We start from the raw sequence: 1,039 nt of genomic DNA on the forward strand, positions 1-1,039 counted from the left end.
TATAGCAATCCTAAATGATTTTCTGTGTGTAAGTATATTGACGTATTTTGGGGAAATCAAATGTATGTTCGTTAGTAAAAAACTCAAACAAAAATTTGACAATCTTAAAAGATCTACATAAATACCAATACTTTCTTAAAAAGTTTTTAGCTTGTAACCAAATATCTTCAACTGGATTCTGTTGGGGAGCATTGGGAGCAAATAAAATACAAGTAATTGACCAATTATCAGGTTGTTTGTCACCATTTAGTTCTAATAAAAAGTCTCTAAATTCTCCATATTTATGATAACTAGCTCCATCCCAAATCAAGATAATCTTGCGATTTTTATATTTATTTTGTAAGTATTTTATGAATTTAACAGTTGATTCTCCATCGCCTGATGGATGGCTCTGAATATGGAATTCTTTGGTTTGATAATTGAGGGCCCCAAAATAAGTTTGTCTATCTTTTTCATTGGTAATTGGGACTTCAATTCTGATTTTTGATTGACCCCAAACATAACCAGTCAGATCACCATGAAGTAGATGACATTCATCTAAAAATAATACTATTATTTCCCCAGACTCTATACCAGCCTTGTTTTTAAATAAAATATCGTTAATTTCTTCCCTCTTTTTTTTTACCAGTTCTTTATCAAATTTAGGATTGGTTTTTTGAGTTTTTTTCCAACTAATTTTCGCCCGACAGAAAAGTTCATAGTAACTCTGTTTTGATTTATATATCACACCAAATTCTCGATCTAAATAAGTAACCAACTCATCTAAGTTCCAAGATTCTTGATTCTTTAACCACTCGATTACTTCAGTATTTTGTCGAGCTGTTAAATACCCTTTTGACCCTTTATGTCCTAGTTTTATTCCGGCGATGCCTTTGGTTTGAAATTGTTTTTTCCAATAACCAATAAAAAAATTACTTACACCTAAAATGTTACTGATTTCATGGTAGATATTACCTGAGAGCGCCATCCTTACAGCTATTGCTCGTTTTAGTTCTCTGGCATCGATATCGCTTTTAATGAAAGATTCTAATTGGGCTAT

General features: G+C 31.5%; 1 protein-coding gene. It reads right to left on the minus strand.

Going from position 1 to position 1,039, the window contains the following annotated elements:
- Positions 1 to 10 precede the first annotated feature (10 nt).
- A partial coding sequence (locus QUA62_RS29260) for an IS630 family transposase (protein WP_333408293.1) occupies positions 11 to 1,039 on the minus strand: 1,029 nt, incomplete at its 5' end.

The organism is Microcoleus sp. MON1_C1, from assembly GCF_036701945.1.
Lineage (GTDB): Bacteria > Cyanobacteriota > Cyanobacteriia > Cyanobacteriales > Microcoleaceae > Microcoleus.